This is a genomic window from Streptomyces sp. NBC_00461 (assembly GCF_036013935.1).
In the GTDB taxonomy this organism is placed as follows: Bacteria; Actinomycetota; Actinomycetes; order Streptomycetales; family Streptomycetaceae; genus Streptomyces.
In genome coordinates this window covers 9388745-9403508 of sequence record NZ_CP107902.1, presented here as the reverse complement: position 1 = coordinate 9403508, position 14764 = coordinate 9388745, and the positions used below count along the sequence as shown (strand labels likewise).

Annotated in this window: 16 protein-coding genes; 9 read left to right on the top strand and 7 right to left on the bottom strand. The window is 70.6% G+C overall.

All coding sequences use genetic code 11. The annotated features are described in order from the left end of the window. Positions 1–68: 68 nt before the first annotated feature. Positions 69–524, bottom strand: coding sequence for a VOC family protein (locus OG870_RS43485; RefSeq protein ID WP_266587355.1), 456 nt, complete (start codon positions 522–524; stop codon positions 69–71). A 155-nt stretch (positions 525–679) separates the two neighbouring features. On the opposite strand from OG870_RS43485, the gene OG870_RS43480 reads away from it, so the two are divergent. The 4 genes from OG870_RS43480 to OG870_RS43465 all read left to right on the top strand — a co-directional run bounded on the left by OG870_RS43480 (position 680) and on the right by OG870_RS43465 (position 4937). Next, positions 680–1963: an aromatic ring-hydroxylating oxygenase subunit alpha gene (locus OG870_RS43480; protein ID WP_266587353.1), complete on the top strand. Its 1284-nt coding sequence runs from the start codon at positions 680–682 to the stop codon at positions 1961–1963. A 29-nt stretch (positions 1964–1992) separates the two neighbouring features. After that, the gene (locus OG870_RS43475) at positions 1993–2784 is read left to right on the top strand and encodes an SDR family NAD(P)-dependent oxidoreductase (RefSeq protein ID WP_266587351.1); all 792 of its coding nucleotides are present in this window, start codon (positions 1993–1995) and stop codon (positions 2782–2784) included. A gap of 31 nt (positions 2785–2815) precedes the next feature. Further along, the gene (locus OG870_RS43470; protein WP_266526222.1) at positions 2816–4552 is read left to right on the top strand and encodes a PEP-utilizing enzyme; all 1737 of its coding nucleotides are present in this window, start codon (positions 2816–2818) and stop codon (positions 4550–4552) included. 70 nt (positions 4553–4622) lie between these two features. Continuing rightward, entirely contained in the window at positions 4623–4937 is a 315-nt protein-coding gene (locus OG870_RS43465; RefSeq protein WP_266587349.1) for a putative quinol monooxygenase, read from the top strand. A 13-nt stretch (positions 4938–4950) separates the two neighbouring features. On the opposite strand, the gene OG870_RS43460 is transcribed toward OG870_RS43465, so the two are convergent. Genes OG870_RS43460 through OG870_RS43445 form a run of 4 tightly spaced genes read right to left on the bottom strand, consistent with a single transcriptional unit; the run spans position 4951 to position 7929 of the window. Continuing rightward, positions 4951–5982 (bottom strand): NADP-dependent oxidoreductase, encoded by a 1032-nt coding sequence (locus tag OG870_RS43460; RefSeq protein ID WP_266587347.1) that lies wholly within the window; start codon positions 5980–5982, stop codon positions 4951–4953. Positions 5983–5986: 4 nt separating this feature from the next. Then, positions 5987–6202 carry a transposase gene (locus OG870_RS43455; RefSeq protein ID WP_266526229.1) on the bottom strand — a complete coding sequence of 72 codons (216 nt, stop codon included), beginning with the start codon at positions 6200–6202 and terminating at the stop codon, positions 5987–5989. Between the two features lie 6 nt (positions 6203–6208). Beyond that, positions 6209–6523 (bottom strand): 2Fe-2S iron-sulfur cluster-binding protein, encoded by a 315-nt coding sequence (locus tag OG870_RS43450; RefSeq protein ID WP_266841835.1) that lies wholly within the window; start codon positions 6521–6523, stop codon positions 6209–6211. Continuing rightward, the gene (locus OG870_RS43445; protein WP_266587339.1) at positions 6520–7929 is read right to left on the bottom strand and encodes an aromatic ring-hydroxylating oxygenase subunit alpha; all 1410 of its coding nucleotides are present in this window, start codon (positions 7927–7929) and stop codon (positions 6520–6522) included. Before OG870_RS43445 ends, OG870_RS43450 begins: the two co-directional genes overlap by 4 nt. Positions 7930–8285: 356 nt before the next feature. Between OG870_RS43445 and OG870_RS43440 the strand changes: the two genes are divergently transcribed. Genes OG870_RS43440 through OG870_RS43420 form a run of 5 tightly spaced genes read left to right on the top strand, consistent with a single transcriptional unit; the run spans position 8286 to position 13140 of the window. Next, positions 8286–9428, top strand: coding sequence for a sugar ABC transporter substrate-binding protein (locus OG870_RS43440; protein WP_266526239.1), 1143 nt, complete (start codon positions 8286–8288; stop codon positions 9426–9428). Continuing rightward, on the top strand, positions 9425–9646 hold the full coding sequence (locus tag OG870_RS43435; protein ID WP_327692094.1) for an ATP-binding cassette domain-containing protein: 222 nt from the start codon (positions 9425–9427) through the stop codon (positions 9644–9646). The genes OG870_RS43440 and OG870_RS43435 overlap by 4 nt, the downstream gene beginning before the upstream one ends. 54 nt (positions 9647–9700) lie before the next feature. Further along, positions 9701–10936 carry a sugar ABC transporter ATP-binding protein gene (locus OG870_RS43430; RefSeq protein ID WP_327692093.1) on the top strand — a complete coding sequence of 412 codons (1236 nt, stop codon included), beginning with the start codon at positions 9701–9703 and terminating at the stop codon, positions 10934–10936. 27 nt (positions 10937–10963) lie between these two features. Continuing rightward, positions 10964–12094: an ABC transporter permease gene (locus tag OG870_RS43425; RefSeq protein ID WP_266587335.1), complete on the top strand. Its 1131-nt coding sequence runs from the start codon at positions 10964–10966 to the stop codon at positions 12092–12094. Between the two features lie 2 nt (positions 12095–12096). After that, positions 12097–13140, top strand: coding sequence for an NAD(P)-dependent alcohol dehydrogenase (locus tag OG870_RS43420; protein WP_266587333.1), 1044 nt, complete (start codon positions 12097–12099; stop codon positions 13138–13140). 36 nt (positions 13141–13176) lie between these two features. Here OG870_RS43420 and OG870_RS43415 read toward each other — a convergent pair whose 3' ends face one another. Beyond that, the gene (locus OG870_RS43415; RefSeq protein ID WP_266587331.1) at positions 13177–13974 is read right to left on the bottom strand and encodes a ThuA domain-containing protein; all 798 of its coding nucleotides are present in this window, start codon (positions 13972–13974) and stop codon (positions 13177–13179) included. Positions 13975–13977: 3 nt separating this feature from the next. After that, positions 13978–14742, bottom strand: a complete 765-nt coding sequence (locus OG870_RS43410; RefSeq protein ID WP_327692092.1) for an SDR family NAD(P)-dependent oxidoreductase — start codon at positions 14740–14742, stop codon at positions 13978–13980. Positions 14743–14764: the final 22 nt, after the last annotated feature.

Here is a 14764-nt window from a genome sequence, read left to right as displayed (position 1 = left end):
CCACGGAAGTGGACTTTCTAGTGTCTGTCTACAGTAACCAGCACCACGCACCTTACTGAACAGGTTCTCTAATTACTACGCCTCGGACCCGACTCCTCGCCCCGGTCGTCCACCAGCTCCACCGCGGTGCCCTCCGGATCCGTCCAGAAGGTGATCCGCCGACCGTGCGCACGGACGACCACCGGGTCCGACAGGGGCTTGGCGCCCGCGGCCCCCAGTGCGGCCACCACGGGGTCCACGTCGTCAACACGGAAGGTGAGATACGACAGCCCCGCACGTCCGGCCAGCGGATGCGCCACGAGGGCGGGCACCGCGGGCGACGAGGGAAGAATCAGCTTGACGCACCCCCCTGAGGGCACCTGCAGCCAGACGACGTCCAGCTCGCCGCCCAGTCCGGCCGGGCCGCCGACGGCCACCGGTACGCGCGAGCGGCGCACGGAGCGACAACCGATCACGTCGCGGTAGAAGCGCTCCATCGACCCCAAGTCCCGTACTACCGGGCCCACCTCGAACGGTCGGACCATGACCATCGCACCCACCCCTACGGGAGGCCGAACCGCAACTTCGCCACTTTCTATTGACAGACCACACTAAGTCCTGTTGCAGTTTCGGACACAACCCAGCTGTCGCATTCCGAAGCCGGTCACCGGCTCGCGGCTGGGAGGATTGTGAGGACACCGTGGTCCAGACCAGTTCGCCGGAGATCCGGGAGACAGACGCCGACCGCAACCCGCCCTCGGCCCCCGCATACTCCTCGTGGATCAGCCAGGACCGGTCCACCGACGCCGCATCCCTGACGATGCGGCGGGAGGCCGCCGAACTCGTCGAGCGCGTGATGGCGCACTACCGCGCCAACACGACGCACGAGGCGGACGGCCAGTGGACGGAACCCGTCGCCAACTACCTCGACGCCGACCGCTGGCAACGCGAGACGGACGCCGTCCACCGGAGCGTCCCGCTGCCGCTCGCCATGTCCTGCGAGCTGCCCGGTCCGAACACCTACAAGGCGATCGACGTGCTCGGCATCCCCGTGCTGATCACCCGGGACCGCCAGGGCGCCGTACACGCGATGATCAACGCCTGCCGGCACCGGGGGGCCAAGCTCCTCGAGCCCGGCTGCGGGGTGTCGAGGCGGCTCACCTGCCCGTACCACTCGTGGTCGTACGACCTGGCCGGCGAACTGCGGGGTGTTTACGCCGAGAAGACCTTCGGTGACGTTCCGCGTGAGGGGCGCAGCCTGGTCAGGCTTCCGGCCGGGGAGCGCGCGGGGATCGTCTTCGTCTCGCTGGACCCGGCGGCCGAGCCCGACCTGGACGCCTGGCTGGGCGATCTGCAGCCGCTCCTCGAGGGTATGCGGCTGGCGGAGTGCCACCACTACGCCACCAGCGAGCTGACCAGTCCCAACTGGAAGGTCACCCTCGACGGATATCTGGAGACGTACCACTTCGCCTCGCTCCACCCGAAGACGGTGTTCGAGACGAACCTCTCCAACATGATGGCCCACGACACCTGGGGCCCCCACCAGCGCATCGCACCGGCCCTGCGCCCCATCGCGCAGGCGGCCGAACTGCCCCCGGACCAGCGCGATCCCGGCGACTGCGTCGGACCCATCTACTGGCTCTTCCCGGGCCTCGCGATCGCCGGCGGCTGGCGCCAGAAGATCGCCGTCTCCCTTGTGCTGCCGCGGACGGCCACCGAGTCGGTGACCCAGCAGATCATCCTGCTGCGGGAACCGGCGGTCACCGAGGAGGAGCGCCAGGCCGCCGACCAATTCGGCGAGTGGTTCCACGAGGTGGTCCGCGACGAGGACTACGCGACCACCTACGGAGTCCAGCAGGGTCTCAAGGCCCTCGACGGGACCGACTTCGTCTTCGGACGCAACGAGCCCGGACTCCAGCACTTGCACCGCATCATCCACCAGCACCTGGGAGACGGCGTTCAAGCCGCCAGAGCCACCAGGTGACGAACCAACAACACCCGCGGGAGAACAGCATGGTGGCTACGGGCAGCCTCGACGGACGTGTCGCGGTGATCACGGGCAGCACGCGCAGCATCGGCCGCGCCATCGCCGAGGCCTTCGTGGCCGACGGCGCCACGGTCGTCATCAGCGGCCGTTCCGAGATCAAGGGCAAGCAGGCCCTGGAGGAGATGGGCGCCGGGGACCGGGCTGTCTTCCACCCCTGCGACGCCAACAGCCAGGAGGACATCGAGGGCCTCGCCGACTTCGCCGCCGAACGCTTCGGCCGGCTCGACATCTGGGTCAACAACGTCGGCGGCAGCTCCGGCTTCGCCCCCATCCACCAACTCAGCGACGAGGCGTGGCACGACGCCCTCAAGCTGAACGTCAACGGCTACTTCTACGGCACCCGCCGGGCGCTGCCGAAGATGCTGGAAGGCGGCTGGGGTCGCATCATCAACATCTCCTCCGTCGAGGGCAAGCAGGCCAACAAGCCGGGGATCAGTCACTACATCACCAACAAGCACGCGATCCACGGGCTCACCAAGGCGACCGCCTTCGAGTACGGCACCCAGGGCATCACCTGCAACGCCATCTGCCCCGGCGCCGTCGACACCGACCTGATGCGTGCGGCGGGGCCGGCCGCTGCCGAGGCCGAGGGCATCAGTTACGAGGAGTGGCTGAGCCGCTTCGCCGAGCACGCCGCGACCAAGAAGATCACCACGGTGGAGCAGATCGCGGCGGTCGCCTCGCTGCTCGCGAGCGAGGCCGGGGCAGGAATCACCGGCGCACTGATCAGTGTCGACGGCGGAACGGCGCAGTGGTAGGCGCGGGTACGGACAGCGGGAGACCTCGGTCATGAAGAGCTGGATCACGGACTGGCAGCGCAGTGAGCGGCTGCCGCACTACACCCGCGCCAACGCGGGCGAGACCCTGCCGGAACCCGCCAGCCCGCTGGGCTGGACCCTGGTATGGGGGCAGGGCCTGCAGGGCTGGCGTCGCGGCTTCGTCGGGTTCGGCATCTACCGCGAGGAGGAGGTGGCCGGCCCCCGACCGCCGTTCGTCGGCATGTTCGGCGGCCACTTCTACCTCAACCTGTCCCACATGCGGCTGTTCGGCATCCGCATGGGCCAGACGGCGGACCAGATCGACGCGGCCTTCGTCGGACAGCGCTCCGACACGCCGGTGTACGCGGCGCACCCGGACGACCAGGACGAGGAGCTGACCGCCAAGGCGGGCGGGACGCTGCAGCGGATGCTCGGCCAGAGCGGCTTCCCGGAGGCCGACGCCGACCGGCAGCGTCTGCGCGCCCTGCGCCGCTCCCGGCCCGACCTGACGCGGCTTTCCGAGGCCGAACTGGCGGCGTACGCACGGTCGTTGCTGGGCGAGGTGGAGACGACCTTCCAGCGGCACGTCGAGTCCTCGCTGCCCGCGTCCGTCGGACCGGCGATCCTCGGCCCGCTGTGCGCGAGCGTCGACCGTCCCGGCGCCATGCTCGACCTGATCGGCGGTCTCGGCGACGTCGACTCCGCCTCCCCCTCGACCGGACTGTGGACGCTGTCACGGCAGGTGGCGGCCTCGGCTGAGCTGAGCGCGCTGTTCGACCGGGGTCCGGGCGCCGTGGAGCAGGCCCTCGACGGGGCGACCGGCGACGTGAAGACGTTCCGCGACGCCTTCGAGGAGTTCCTGGCCGAGTCCGGCGACCGCGGCCCCAACGAGTGGGACATCCACGCGCTGTCCTGGGAGGCCGCGCCCGTCCAGGCACTGGCCCTGGTCGACCGGATCCGCCACAGTCCCGACGACGACTCCCCCGCCGCCCGCCGGACACGGCTGACCGAACGGCGCGAGCGGACGGCGCAGGAGATCCGGGCCGTGCTGCCCGAGGAGACACGGCCCATGCTCGACGCCGGCATGCACGCCTCCCAGGTGTGGATCCCGGCGCGCGAGCGCACCAAGGCGAACTGCGTCACCGTCGTCAACGAGATCCGCATGGCCGTACGGGAACTCGGTCGCCGCGGCGTCGAGGCGGGGCTCTTCGCCCGGCCCGAGGACGTGATGATGCTGCTGGACACCGAGCTCGACGACTATGTCGCAGCCCCGGAGTCCTTCGGCCCCGTCATCGCGCGCCGGCTCGAGGAGTACGCCGCCCTGCACGACCTGGAACCGCCGTTCTTCGTCGCGGACGACGCGCAGACCGACATCGGCACCTGGCCGCGGCGCGCCGAGGAGCGGACGCAGGCGGCCGTCGAGGGTGATGTCCTCGGCGGTGTCGGCGGCAGCCACGGCACCTACACGGGCCGCGTGCGGGTAGTCACCGACCCGGCCTCGTGCGAGGCGCTGGAGCCCGGGGAGGTGCTGGTCGCACCGATCACGGACGCCGCCTGGACACCGCTGTTCCTGGTCGCCGGAGCGGCCGTGGTGGACGTGGGCGCGCTCAACAGCCACGCCGTGGTGGTCTGCCGCGAACTGGGCATCCCGGCCGTCATCTCCGTCGAGGGCGGGACACAGCGCCTGCGGGACGGAATGGTGATCACGGTCGACGGTGACCAGGGCACCGTCACCGTGGACAGCGTCCCGGCGCCGCTCGGCATCTGAAGCACCGCGGGCCCGTCGCTCCCCTGCACCGGGGCGACGGGTCCGCGGGCACGACCGCGAAAGGAATCCCGTGGCCGAGGAAATCATCGTCGCCGGCTGGATGGACTACGAGCCCGCCGACCGCGCCGCCATGTTGAAGGCCCTCGTCGAGCTGGGCCGGCATACCCGCGAGCAGGAACCCGGCTGTCTGGACTACGCCATGACCGCCGATCCCGCCGACGAGCGGCGTATCCGGGTGTACGAGCACTGGACCTCCCGGCAGGCCCTGGACGAGCACTTCTCCACCGCGCACATCAAGGACTTCCGGGCGGCCGCGGCGGGGCTGACCCGGGTCGGGGTCTCCCTGACGGCCCACACCGTCGCCGCGTCACACCCCATGCGCTGAAACGGGTGGCGTTTCAGCCGGAATCGCCCAGGCGGACCAGCATCTTGCCGACGTTTCCGCCGCCGAGCAGGGACAGCAGCGCCCCCGCGGCGTTCTCCAGGCCGTCCACGACCGTCTCGCGCGTGGTGATCCGGCCCTCGGCAAGCCAGCCCGCGACCCGCTGCTCGAACTCCGGCCGCAGGTCGTCGTGGTCGCGGACGATGAAACCGCACAGCGTCAGCCGTTTGAGGATCGCCTGGATCAAATGGTTGATGTCCACGGTCCGTCGGGCGCCGCCGAACTGCGACATCATGCCGCACAGGGCGACCCGGCCACCGGTCCGCAGCGCGTGCAGGGCGGCGGCGAGCTGCTCTCCGCCGACGTTGTCGAAGTACACGTCGATGCCGTCGGGTGCCATCCGGGCCAAGGCGTCGCGCACCGGCTCGGCACGGTAGTCCGCGGCGGCGTCGTAGCCGAACTCCTTGACCAGCAGGGCGCACTTGTCCGTCCCGCCGGCGGTGCCGACGACTCGGTCCGCGCCCAGCAGGCGCGCGAACTGGCCGGCGGCGGTGCCGACGGCCCCGGCCGCCGCCGACACGAAGACGGTGTCGCCGGGGCGCAGCGCCGCGATCCGGGTCAGGCCCACGTACGCGGTGAATCCGGTCTGGCCGAGCAGCCCCAACCAGGTGGACAGCGGGGCGAGTTGAGGGTCGATGCGATCCGCTCCGTCGGTGTCCGCCCCGTCCAGCACGGCCCGCTCCCGCCAGCCGAGTTGGTGGCGGACGTAGGCACCGGGCTGCACGCCGGGACAGCGGCTCTCCTCCACGACACCGAGGGCCCGCCCGTCGAGCGGTGATCCGGGGGTGAAGTTGTGCGTGTAGTGCTTCTCGGTGCTCTCCAGCCGCCCGCGCATGGACGGGTCGACGCTCATGTAGAGGTTGCGGACGAGGAGTTGGCCCTCACCGAGGGGTGGCAGGGGGCGTTCCTGGACGGCGAAGTCACTGGGGACCGGCTCCTTTTCGGGGCGGCGTACCAGACAGACCACGCGGGTGGTGCCCGGGGACACGGCGTCACCCCTCCGGCCGAGGCGGGGTGCGCCGCTGTGCGAGGCGGCCGACCCAGCCGGCCATCTGAAGGTCGGCGTGGCGCAGTTCGCCCGACTGCCACCGGGCCTGGAAGTCGAAGACGCCCTGTGCCCCGGTCCTGGGGTCGGTCACCTCGACGAGTCCGCCCTCGGTGAGCCGGTACACGTGCCCGGTCAGGGGGTGGATCACTTGCTTGGACATGGGGTCTCACTCCTGCACTCGGCGGCGCACGCCGCGCTTGGTCACGGTCACCGGGCCCTCGACCCGCAGCCGGCAGGCGAGCCGGGTCAGGCCGTCCACCGGCCTGCGCAGGGCCTCGATGCCCTCGCGCTCCAACGGGCCCACGGGGGAACAGTTCTCGGCGCCGTCCTCCACCTGGACGAAGCAGGTACGGCAGGTGCCCTTGCCGCCGCAGACGGTGGGCCAGCGGTAGCCGAGCCGCTGGGCGGCGGTGAACAGGTCCTCGCCGTCGAGGACTTCGAGCTCGACGCCCAGGGGTCTGACCGCCACGGGGTGGGTCACTGATCCATCCACTGGTCGAGCGTCCGGTTGAAGTGGCGGATGCGGCTCTCCTGGTAGTTGGCCAGGGTGATGCCCGGCTTGCGCATCGCCTTGAGGCCCTGCTGGACGTAGGGGAGGTTTTCGCAGTCCTGGTCGAAGACGGGGCCGAGCACGCCGAGTTCGGGGATGTCGGCGAAGAGCATGTCCTCCGGCACCCAGCGGACCTTCACCGGGGGCGGCATCTCGCCGGGCTGCTTCGGGGACGACATGAAGATGATCTCCGCGGTGCAGGAGTCCGGGTCGAGGCCGTTGGGCCGGAACCGGTAGATGATGTTGGACTTGGCGCCGCCCCAGGGGTTGAAGTTGGGGAACAGCAAGTAGTTGATGGCGTCCAGCAGTTCGGTGTCGGCGGTCTGCGAGAAGTCCTGCTGCGAGGTGGCCGCCAGTTGCGCGCGCATCCGCTCGGCGAGGACCTGGCGGGCGGTGCCGCCCGGCGGGATCGCCGGCAGATCGTCGCCCTCCTGCATCACCAGGTCACGGCCCTGGGCCGCGGCGTAGAACGAACGCGAGTCGTAGAACGTCTCGAGGACGTCCTCCTCCGTGACGGACTCCGCCACGTGCGGGCTGGGCGCGCCCTGGATGTTGATCATCCGGTTCCAGTTCGGCTGGTCCGCGATGACGTCGTACTGGGAGTTGGCGTCGGCGAGCCACGGCAGCATCTGCGGGTGCGTGGCGATCACATGGAAGGACTCGATGAAGGCGTCCTGTGCGATCTTCCAGTTGCAGGGCAGCACCTTGGCGATGTGCAGCGACTTGTAGCGGTTCTCCAGTGGCCAGATGTAGTAGTCGTCGAAGGTGCCGCGGTAGGAGTCGAAGGACTCCGCGTACGGGTCCATGTTGATGAAGACGAAGCCGCGCCAGGTGGCCACCTGGGCCTCGGGGAGGGCGAACTTCTCCGGGGTGACGTGCGGGAAGTCCCAGGCGCAGGGCGGGGTCTGCATCGTGCCGTCGAGGTTCCAGGCGAAGCCGTGGAACGAGCAGCGGAACTCGCTGACGTTGCCGCCGCCGGTGCGCAGTTTGCGTCCGCGGTGCAGGCAGACGTTGACGAAGGCGCGGATCTCGTCGGGGGCCGTGCGCACGACGATGAGCGAGTCGTCGCCGATCTCGTAGACCTCGTGGTCGCCGACCTCGGGAATCTCGCTCTCCAGGCAGGCGAACTGCCAGACACGGCGCCACACCTGCCGCATCTCGCGTTCGGCCCATTCGCGGGAGGTGAAGCGGGCGGTGTCGATGTCCTCGCTGCCGAGGTGGTCGTTCCGCTCGTACCTCAGCGCGGGGGGAACAGGGCGGCTGTCCTGGTCGAGGTAGTCCTGGACGCTGGGCCCGGGGCACCGCGCCGTGCCCAGCTCCGATGTTTCGTCCATCATCTCTCCTCCGGCAGAAACTTTAGAGTGAGTGTAGTTACCGGTTGCGGTCGGGAGCAACACTCGCGACGGTGAACGAGCCCGCATCTGCCGAGGTCATCGCGGAATCAGCTTGAGATCCTGGATTTTCTTGCGGCGACCCTCTCCCCAAGCCCGCTGGGGCATGTCACACTCCGACCCACTTGAGGCTGTAGTGCCTCATAAGTTTCTCCGTTCCGGAACGGTCTTCTGCCCGTCCCGGACCCAGCGCCCCGGGGCTCTCACCCCGGCGGCCCGCGCCGTACCCCACGTCGGCGATCGACGCAGCCCTGCATTCCCCAGCACCTCTTGCGTGCGCCACACCACGGGAGTACTCAACGATGAGTTCCAGACCCGGTCGCGCGGTCCGCCGCGCCCTCACCGCGATCGTCCCCGTCACTGCCCTGCTCACCCTGACGGCGTGCGGCGGCGGCACGACGCCGGCCGCCGACTCCTCGCAGGCGGCGGCGCCCGGATCGCCCGGCCTGACGGCGGCCCGCGCAGCTCTCAAGACGTATGCGCAGCGCCCGGCCGCGATCTCCGTCACCCAGCCGGTCGGCAAGCAGATCCCCAAGGGCAAGAAGATCGACTTCATCCTGTGCGGCGTCCAGTCCTGCAAGGACCTCGCCGACTTCTTCACCGGCGCCGCGGGACAACTCGGCTGGAAGGTGAAGCAGATCGCCACCCAGGGCACGCCGGAGTCCGTCCAGGCCGCCTACGAACAGGCCGTACGCGACAAGCCGGACGCCGTCGTCGCCTCCGGTTTCCCGCGTGCCGTCTACGCCAAGCAGCTGGCACAGCTGAAGGCGGCCGGTGTCCCCGTCATCCAGTCGAACGCCGACGACGTGGTGGGCGACGGCATCTCCCTGCTGAAGAACGGGCCGAAGGACGTCGGCATCCAGGGCCGGATGCTCGCCTCGTGGGTGGTGTCGAACAGCGGCGCCCAGGCGAACACCGTGTACTTCGATCTGCCGGCGTACACGATCCTCAAGCCCGTAAAGGACTCCTTCGCGGCCAACTACAAGAAATGGTGCGCCGGTTGCGCGCTGGACAACGTCGACGTGCCGATCACCGCGGTGGGCAAGGACATGCCGGACCGCGTGGTGTCGTATCTCCGCTCACACCCGAAGGCGACCCATGTCGTCTTCTCCCTGGGCCTGCTCAATGTGGGCGTGCCGGCCGCGCTGAAGACCGCCGGCCTCACCGGCAGGCACATCGTGGTCAACGTCGGTGACGCGCAGAACTACCAGTACATCCAGAGCGGTCTCACCGACGGCGCGATGGCGCTGAACTCCCATGAGACGGCCTGGCTCCAGGTCGACGCGCTGGCCCGGCACTTCACCGGTCAGTCCATGGCCGTGGACCAGAGGGCGGCGCTGCCCAACATGCTCGTCACCAAGGACAACCTGCCTTCCGCCGACGGCGACTTCCCGATCGTCGACAGCTACCAGAAGCAGTTCAAGGCGCTCTGGGGCCTGAGTTGACCGGGCCGGTACTGCGGGTGGCCGCCCTGTCGAAGAGATTCGGCGCCACCCAGGCACTGAGGGACGTGGATCTCGAGGTCGCGCATGGCGAGATTCACGCCCTCATCGGGCCCAACGGCTCCGGCAAGTCCACCCTCATCAAGATCCTCGCCGGCTTCCACCACGCGGAGCCGGGTGCGGTGGCCGAACTCGACGGCGAGCCCTTCGACCTCGGCTAAGTCACGGCCTCCCGCCACGACAGGCTCCGCTTCGTCCACCAGGAGCTGGGGCTGGTGGGCGAGTTGAGCGCCATCGACAACCTCGCCCTCAGCCACGGCTTCGCCCGCACGGCGTTCGGCAACATCCGCTGGCCGGAGATGGAGAGACGCACGACTGCCCTCGTCGAACGGTTCGGTCTCGGCGTCGACGTACGCCGTCCCCTGGCGACGGCGACCCCCGTGCAGCGCGCGGTGGTGGCCATCGCCGCCGCGCTGCAGGGCTGGGAGGGCGGCCGCGGTGTCCTGGTGCTCGACGAGCCCACCGCCGTGCTGCCGCCCGGCGAGGTGGCCCGCCTCTTCGACATCGTGCGGGAGCTCCGCGACGCCGGCGCGAGCGTCCTGTACGTCTCGCACCGGATGGACGAGATCTTCGCGCTCGCCGACCGGGTCACCGTCATCCGCGGCGGACGCCGGATCGCCACACGCCGGGTCGCCGAGCTCACCCCGCGCTCGCTGGCGGAACTGATGGCGGGCGAGGAGACGGAGACCGACCACCGCCCGGCGCCCTCCGCCGGTCCCGCCGACCCGGTACTGGAGGTCCGTGACCTGTGGGCCGGGCCCCTGCGGGGAGTCGACCTCGACCTGGCCAGGGGTGAGCGTCTGGGCATCACCGGTCTGGTCGGCTCCGGCCACGAGATCGTGCCGTACGTCGTGTGCGGGGCCCATGCCGGGCCGGTGAGCGGCAGGCTGCGGCTGCCGGAACGCTCCGCGCAGTGGACCGAGGCGCGTCACGCCGGCGCCCTGGGCCTTCCCCTGGTCCCGGCGGACCGGGCGGGCGAGGGAGTGATCGGCGACTTCTCGGTCGGCGAGAACCTCACCCTCCCGCTCCTGCAGCGACTGCGCGCCCGGGCCGGGCGGCTGCACCGGCGCCGCGAGTCCGCCCTGGCACAGGACTGGATCAGGCGGGTCGGGGTGCGTACGGCGGGACCCGGGGCGCGGATCACCACTCTGAGCGGCGGCAACCAGCAGAAGGTCGTCATGGCCCGCTGTCTGGCACAGCGCCCGCCGGTGCTGGCGCTGTGCGAACCCACGGCGGGCGTGGACGTCGCCACCCGCCTGCAGCTGTACGACCTGATAGAGCGTCAGGCAGACGAGGGCATGGGCGTCATCGTGTGTTCCTCCGACACGCAGGACCTGCTCGCGCTGTGCACCCGTGTCCTGGTGGTGCGCGACGGCCGGATCGTACGGGAGATCAGTGGCCGGGACATCACCGAGCCCGCGCTCGTGCACGCCATGGAAGGAACCGAGTGACATGAGCCTTGGAAGGGACCCTCTGACATGACATCCACACCGACCCGGGCGGCGGAGCTGCCGCCGTCCGCACCGCACAGGTCCGCGGTGTTCGTCCCCGGGGCACTGGGCCGACGGGCAGTGACCGCCCTGTCGTTCCGGAACATCGGCGCCGTATACGTGTGGCTGGTCATCGTCGTGCTCTTCTCCGTGTGGGCGCCGGACACGTTCCCGACCATCATCACGGTCAAGCAGGTACTGAACGGCAACGCCGTGGCCGGCCTGGTGGCACTCAGCGTCGTACCGCCACTGGCCGCACGCGTCTTCGACCTCTCGGTCGCCTACACCATGTCGCTCACCAGCGTGCTGACCGCCCGCTTCCTGGTCTCCGCCGGACTCGGTCCCGGCCCGGCGATCACCCTGGCGATGGCCGCCGCGCTGCTGATCGGAGTCGTCAACGGAGTCGTGGTGGTGGTCCTGCGCGTCGACTCGTTCATCGCCACGCTGGCCACCGGCGCGCTGATCCAGTCACTGATCACCATGGTCACCAACGACAGCTCCATCACCGGTGTGCAGCTCCTCGCCAAGCCGTTCGCGAGCATCGCCCAGCTGGACGCGCGCGGCATCACCCTGCCGGTGCTGTATCTGCTGATCGCCGCGCTCGCCATCTGGTTCCTGCTGGAACACACCGCCACCGGGCGCCGGTTGTACGCGACCGGCTTCAACGCCGACGCGGCCCGGCTGCAGGGCGTGCGCACCGACCGGCTGCGCTTTCTGACCCTGGTGGCCTCCGCGCTGCTCTCCGGCTTCGCCGGCATCGTCTTCGCGTCCTCGGTCGGATCCGGCTCGCCGACCGCGGGCACCCCGTATCTGCTGTCGGCGTACGCCGCCGCCTTCGTCGGGGCGACCCAGTTGCGCGCAGGCCGCTTCAACGCATGGGGCACGGTGCTCGCCGTCCTCCTGCTCGGCACGGGCATCACCGGACTCGGGCTCGCCACCAGCGCGCAGTGGGCCGCGAGCCTTTTCACCGGCTCGGTCCTCATCGTGGCGCTGGTCCTCACGGGTGGCCGGATCGCCCTGCCTGCCGTGCTGCGCCGCCGGAAGGGAATCCCTTCGCTTGCCGGCGCCGGGACGCCCACGGAGAGCGGCACCCCGCCTGCCACCGGCAAGGAGATCTGACCATGAAGGCTGTGCAGTACCGGAGGGTGGGACACGTCCCCGAGGTCGTCGAGGTTCCCGTGCCCGAACCGGGCCCGGGCCAGGTGCTGTTGAGGGTGACGGCGGCGGGGCTGTGCCACTCCGACCTGGCGGTCATGGGCTGGCCCGAGGAGCAGTTCCCCTACCCGCTGCCGATGACGCTCGGCCACGAGGGTGTCGGCACGGTCACGGCCGTGGGCAGCGGTGTCACGGCGGTGGTGGAGGGCGACGACGTGGCGGTGTACGGCCCGTGGGGCTGCGGGCACTGCCACAACTGCGCCCAGGGCAAGGAGAACTGCTGCCCGCGCGCCGCCGGGCTCGGCATCCTGCCGCCCGGACTCGGCGCCCCCGGTGCGCTCGCCGAGTACCTGCTGGTGGACTCACCCCGCCACCTCGTGCCCCTGAACGGACTGGACCCGGTGCAGGCCGCCCCGCTCACCGACGCGGGGCTGACGCCCTATCACGCGATCAGGAGGTCACTGCCCAAGCTGGTCCCGGGCAGCACGGCGGTGGTGATCGGGGTCGGCGGCCTGGGTCACCTCGCCGTACAGCTGCTCCGCGCTCTGACACCGGCCAGGGTGGTCGCCCTGGACGTGAGCAAGGAGAAGCTCGAGCTGGCACGCACCGTCGGGGCCCACGAGACGCTCCTCTCCGACGGCGCGGCGGCCGCACGGGTGCGGGAGCTCACCGGCGGGACGGGAGCGGACGTGGTGCTGGACTTCGTGGGAGCAGAGGCGACGCTCGCGGTGGCCGCGGCGTCGGTGGCGGTGGCGGGCGACGTGACGATCGTCGGCATCGGCGGCGGCACCCTGGCGGTCGGCTTCGGCGGCGGGCTGCCTTTCGAGGTCTCCGCCTCGTTCCCCTACTGGGGCAGTCGCCCGGAACTCATGGAGGTCGTCGAGCTGGCGCGACAGGGGCTGGTCTCCTCCCACGTCGAGACCTTCACACTCGACGAGGCGCCGACGGCCTACGAGCGTCTGCACGCCGGCGACATCATCGGCCGCGCGGTGGTACTGCCGCACGGTTGAGCCGCGACCTGTGCAGGGCCGGCGCCCGAGCCCCGCTCAGGTGCCGGCCCGCTCCTCTGCCGGGTTCCGCCCACTCACCGTCCGCTCCACGCACCGCCGCAGCACCGTCATGAACTCCGGCGTTTCCCACGGCCCGCGATCCACTCGGCCGGTGTCGTCCACGCCCAGGTCCTGTATGTCGTAACGGCCCCTGCAGTGCCCGAGGGTGAAGTAGCAGACCTCGCCGAGACCGTGCCGCTTGAGATACAGCACCGGTCGGGGCGCGGCGTCGAGGGCCGCCGTGTCACCCTCGGCGAAACCGCGGCACGGTCCCGTGTACTCGGCGTGCAGCAGCACCTCCGACTCCCCGTGCAGCTCGCACACGTACAGCTCGTCGGTGACCGTGAACGGGCCGACCCCGGCGACCAGCGGATGCTCGGGCCGGGTCACTCGCACCTCGTACGGCTCGATCGGCGGATGGGCCAGGAACTGGCTGCCGAGCACCGACGCCACCTCCCCCAGGAGGCGCGGGGTCGTGAACACCCGCGGCCCGTCACTCGCCGAGGGCTCGATCACCGCGTTGGTGCCGTGCAGGGCGAGCCAGCGCCCGCCCCGCTCGACGAACCGTGCCAGCGCGGCCCGCTGTGCCGGGCGGGGCCGGACGTCACAGGTGTAAGTGACCACCAGGTCGGCCTTCTCGAGCGCGGCCACGCAGTCGTAGTCCTGATACACGCTCGTGCGCACCCGTGGATGTTCACCGAGCAGCTCCAGCAGCCGGAGCCGCGCGTAGTCGAAGTCGTGCCAGCGGCCGCCGCAGACCAACACGGCGTCCAGGCGGCCGGCCGGGCCCGCCACGGCTCAGTACTGGACGCGGGTGAGCAGCCCGCCGTCCACCACGAGGTTGACCCCGACGCAGAAGGAGCCGGTCCGCCCGAGCAGGAACGCCACCGCCGCGGCCACGTCCTCCGCGGTGCCGTAACGGCCGATCGGGAGCTTGGCGAGCACCTCCTCGTACACCTCCGGGCGGCTGGTGCGGATGGTCTCCCAGGCGCCGCCGGGGAAGTCGATCGGGCCGGGCGAGACGGTGTTGACGCGGATGCCGTTCGGCGCGAGGGCGTGCGCGAGGGCCGAGGCGTGCTGGACCACGGCTGCCTTGAGCGCGGAGTACGAGTTCGCTCCGGCCGGGCGCGCGGTGTCGGAGGCGTTGGTGGTGCCGATGGCGACGACGGCAGCCCGGTCGGAGGCCTCCAGGTGGGGCAGGGCCGCCTCGACGAGTCCCGCGAACGGGATCAGGTCGCCGCGCAGGCTGGCCTCCCAGGACTCGGGGCCCTTCACGTTGCCCGCCGACACGTTGGACACCAGCAGGTCCAGGCCGCCGAGTTCACCCGCCGCGCGCTGCACGAAGCCCGCGAGCGCGGCCGGGTCGGTGACGTCGACCGGTTCCGCGAACACCGTGGCGCCCTCGCCGCGCAGTTCAGCGGCGGCCTTGGCCAGGCCTTCCTCGCCGCGGGCGCACAGCGCCAGGGCACAGCCCTCGGCCGCCAGGGTGGTGGCGATCGCCCGGCCGATGCCCCGGCTCGCGCCGGTCACCAGCGCCTTCGCGCCTGTCAGTCCCAGATCCATCGATGTCACTCCTTTGTGATTG

Bases quoted from the DNA above. Each gene is read 5' to 3' on its own strand.
- OG870_RS43445 (WP_266587339.1), bottom strand. From the start codon at position 7,929: ATGATGGACGAAACATCGGAGCTGGGCACGGCGCGGTGCCCCGGGCCC.
- OG870_RS43425 (WP_266587335.1), top strand. From the start codon at position 10,964: ATGACATCCACACCGACCCGGGCGGCGGAGCTGCCGCCGTCCGCACCG.
- OG870_RS43475 (WP_266587351.1), top strand. From the start codon at position 1,993: ATGGTGGCTACGGGCAGCCTCGACGGACGTGTCGCGGTGATCACGGGC.
- OG870_RS43485 (WP_266587355.1), bottom strand. From the start codon at position 524: ATGGTCCGACCGTTCGAGGTGGGCCCGGTAGTACGGGACTTGGGGTCG.
- OG870_RS43470 (WP_266526222.1), top strand. From the start codon at position 2,816: ATGAAGAGCTGGATCACGGACTGGCAGCGCAGTGAGCGGCTGCCGCAC.
- OG870_RS43420 (WP_266587333.1), top strand. From the start codon at position 12,097: ATGAAGGCTGTGCAGTACCGGAGGGTGGGACACGTCCCCGAGGTCGTC.
- OG870_RS43440 (WP_266526239.1), top strand. From the start codon at position 8,286: ATGAGTTCCAGACCCGGTCGCGCGGTCCGCCGCGCCCTCACCGCGATC.
- OG870_RS43455 (WP_266526229.1), bottom strand. From the start codon at position 6,202: ATGTCCAAGCAAGTGATCCACCCCCTGACCGGGCACGTGTACCGGCTC.
- OG870_RS43410 (WP_327692092.1), bottom strand. From the start codon at position 14,742: ATGGATCTGGGACTGACAGGCGCGAAGGCGCTGGTGACCGGCGCGAGC.